This window comes from Parabacteroides sp. Y3-G-102 (assembly GCF_023656845.1).
Classification (GTDB): Bacteria; Bacteroidota; Bacteroidia; order Bacteroidales; family Tannerellaceae; genus Parabacteroides; species Parabacteroides distasonis.
In genome coordinates this window covers 1-2,939 of sequence record NZ_JAMOKU010000093.1, presented here as the reverse complement: position 1 = coordinate 2,939, position 2,939 = coordinate 1, and the positions used below count along the sequence as shown (strand labels likewise).

Genomic DNA, 2,939 nt, shown 5'->3' with positions numbered 1-2,939 from the left:
GTAAGTATTCGATAAACTCCCTCGTATATTGGGTAACGTATGTTCATAATGTCGTTTATTCATTTTATCGTTCTATGATTTATTGTTACATCAATTCAACCCAAAGATGTGCGGGTTCTATAGAAATTGATATTATCCCTACTAATGGAGCGGATAAAAGGAAGTTTTCCCCCTTTGCCCCTTATTTTCCTGTGACAAATGTGATAAAGCGATATTTTTATCCCTACTTTCCCGCCATAATTGGTATAAAAGGGTATTCTTTCCCTTATTTTCCCTATTTATCGGGGATAATGAAGATAAAAACGGCACTTTATTCCCTATTTTCCCGTCTTGATTGGCATAAAACGGTAGTTTTCCCGTGTTTAGGCGAGATTTACGAAGGTATCAGGAGTCTTTCTTGGGAGATTCCGGTGACGTAACGGATAATATCTTGCCCTTGGATAACAGATTGTCAGGTAACAATTCGGCCAGATCCATCGAGTAGTCATCGTCATAATCATGTATATGTTCAAGGAAGTAGATCAGCCACGTGCGGAAGTCAGCCCCGGCAGCCTTGCAGCAGCCGAAGAACGAGTAGAGCACCGCCGCATCTTCAGCGGCATCATTATTGCCACAGAACAGGTAATTACGTCTGCCGCACGCGACAGGCCGCACTTTATTTTCTATCTCGTTATTATCCGGTCTGTAACGACCGTCCAGATGGTACCTGGAGAGTTTGTCGAACCTTCCGTATGTATATTTTATGGCTTTTCCGATCGGACTGTCTTTCATTACTTTGGGATATTCATTGACCAGCCATTTCTCGAAGCGCACAAGTATGGGATATGCAAGACGTGCCCTAAGTTCAGCCCTCTGTTCATAAGTCAGGCGTTCATCGTCAGCCTTACGCTCCACGTCATAAAGCAACTGTATCTGTGCGAGCGCATAGTCGGCACGCTGCATGTCATTCTTTCTTGCCTCCCAAAAATGTCTGCGTGCATGGGCCCAACAGCCAAGAAGGATAATACCTTTCTTGGCGTCCAGCATCTCGTACCTTTCGTATCCGTCCGTCTGTATGGCTCCCCGGAACTTGCCGAAGAGTTTCAGCACCACCTTTCCACTTCGGGAACCCTTGTCATAGTAAAAGAACTGACGTCCGGTCATGACACTGCGCACAAGCCAGATATAACCTTTGACCGTCTTGTGTCTCTCGTCATTCATCACGGGGATTGTCGTTTCATCCGACTGTATGTAGTCAGTCTGCATCACCAGCTCCCATAATCGGAAGTACAGGGGCCTTAGCAAATCCGCCACATCCTTGAACCAGTCGTTGACCGTTGACGCGGGGAGATGTACCCCCACACGTTTGAACTGTTCCAGTTGCCTGTGGAACGGTATGTGATCCACATATTTCCCTATCATCATGTCTGCCAGCAATGAGGCAGAGGCATAGCTCTTTGCTATTGGCATGACGGGAAGCGGGCCGGTCTTGAACTCGTTTGTACCCTTCCGTTTGGCTGTATGGCGCACTATCCTGCGGATATAGAACTTCTCGGGCTCGTGCATAAGGATCTCGGTCACTTCCTCTCCGGGAAGGAGCGTCCACTCTTCCGGATTATACCCTTCGGGATATATATGGACCACCTCACGCTCAAGATTCTCCGGAAGGGATTTTCTCGCAGGATGCTGCTTCCCCGCTTTTTTACGGGCGATGATCGCTTCTCTGGTAGCCTTCAACTCCTTTTCTGCTTCTTCTGCGGCTTCAGCCTCCTGGGGAAGCATGTCAAAGCCTTCAAAATCCAGCCAGCGGTCCTGGGCGTCAGGCTTTATGAACTTTTCCGCCTTCTTACCGTACAACTGCCGTTCAAGATAGGATACACGTTGCTCCAGACTGTTGATTTTTGCTTCCTTTTGGGCGATTATGGCATCCTTGTCAGACAATAAAGCCTCATACACCTCTTTGTCCGCAGCTTTAAGGGGCTGCGTGGACACCATCTCCTTCAACCGGCTGTTTTCTCTATACAGACAGTCGCATTTGTGCATGAGATCCTTTATCAGTAATTCCTTATCGGTTGGCATAATCGTTTAAATATGATGCTAAGATACTAAAAAACAGCCGGAATACGGCATTGTATATGTTATAATTTGTTACAACTACAACCCATGGAAACCACTCCTTTTATAACGCCTGACCTTGCTGCCGTCCATTCCTTGAACCATCATCACAAGGTCATTCCAGAAGGTTTCAATCGCTTTAATCCGACCTTCCTCCGTATTTATGACCGGCAGATGGAAGTGCCCATGTTCCAGCCTCATATGGTATATCACCAGACCACCATATTCCATATGGAGGATTTTCATACAGGTACAATTCGCATTGATAAAAATGAAAGCGTCACCGTCCCGTACATTCTTTCCCATCTGGTTGGTCACGATGCCGCTAAGCGTATAAAAACTCTTACGCATGTCTGTCGGATACGGGTAAAGATAATATCTGTTGGATTCATTCAAAGAAAACATAGGCTAACGGTTTGAATTCAAAAATATCAGGGTTTGCAATACCTCCGGTGACAAAGGGCTGTTCAAGCGGACTGTGACGCCATTGGGATAGGAGATCTCACATAGCGGCTGGGGAATTGGCGACGGGCTGACCGGAGGGGCAGACAGCAGGGATTTCTCCTTATGGGGAAGACTGACCTGGACCTTACTGTTTACCTTTACCGGGATAAAGCCGCCTTTGCGCAACAGCTTGGAACGCCACTCGTAGAAACGTTTGGGACGAATACATTCATTCGAACAAAAATCCATAACTGACAGTCCGCTCGACTTGAAACGGGAATAAATAGATTCAAAATCTTCCATGGTCCATTGATGTGACATAACAATTGAGCTTTTTTACTTTGATTACAAAAGTAATATCACATTTTTAGAATGAAAGGGGGAGTTTATCGAATGCTTAC

The 2,939-nt window shown here is 46.1% G+C and carries 3 protein-coding genes and 1 pseudogene; 1 reads left to right on the top strand and 3 read right to left on the bottom strand.

Going from position 1 to position 2,939, the window contains the following annotated elements:
* Positions 1-419 (top strand): annotated as a pseudogene (locus NBH16_RS23145) (hypothetical protein); the annotation flags it as partial.
* Here the strand turns inward: NBH16_RS23145 and NBH16_RS23140 are convergent.
* The 3 genes from NBH16_RS23140 to tnpA all read right to left on the bottom strand — a co-directional run bounded on the left by NBH16_RS23140 (position 385) and on the right by tnpA (position 2,859).
* Positions 385-2,058 (bottom strand): IS66-like element ISBf10 family transposase, encoded by a 1,674-nt coding sequence (locus tag NBH16_RS23140; protein WP_004312011.1) that lies wholly within the window; start codon positions 2,056-2,058, stop codon positions 385-387. The pseudogene NBH16_RS23145 and the gene NBH16_RS23140 sit on opposite strands and share 35 nt — an antisense overlap.
* A 75-nt stretch (positions 2,059-2,133) precedes the next feature.
* Positions 2,134-2,499, bottom strand: coding sequence for an IS66 family insertion sequence element accessory protein TnpB (gene tnpB, locus NBH16_RS23135; RefSeq protein ID WP_004312010.1), 366 nt, complete (start codon positions 2,497-2,499; stop codon positions 2,134-2,136).
* A gap of 3 nt (positions 2,500-2,502) precedes the next feature.
* On the bottom strand, positions 2,503-2,859 hold the full coding sequence (tnpA, locus tag NBH16_RS23130) for an IS66 family insertion sequence element accessory protein TnpA (protein WP_250789128.1): 357 nt from the start codon (positions 2,857-2,859) through the stop codon (positions 2,503-2,505).
* Between the last annotated feature and the right edge of the window lie 80 nt (positions 2,860-2,939).

Bases quoted from the DNA above. Each gene is read 5' to 3' on its own strand.
- tnpA (WP_250789128.1), bottom strand. From the start codon at position 2,859: ATGTCACATCAATGGACCATGGAAGATTTTGAATCTATTTATTCCCGT.
- tnpB (WP_004312010.1), bottom strand. From the start codon at position 2,499: ATGTTTTCTTTGAATGAATCCAACAGATATTATCTTTACCCGTATCCG.
- NBH16_RS23140 (WP_004312011.1), bottom strand. From the start codon at position 2,058: ATGCCAACCGATAAGGAATTACTGATAAAGGATCTCATGCACAAATGC.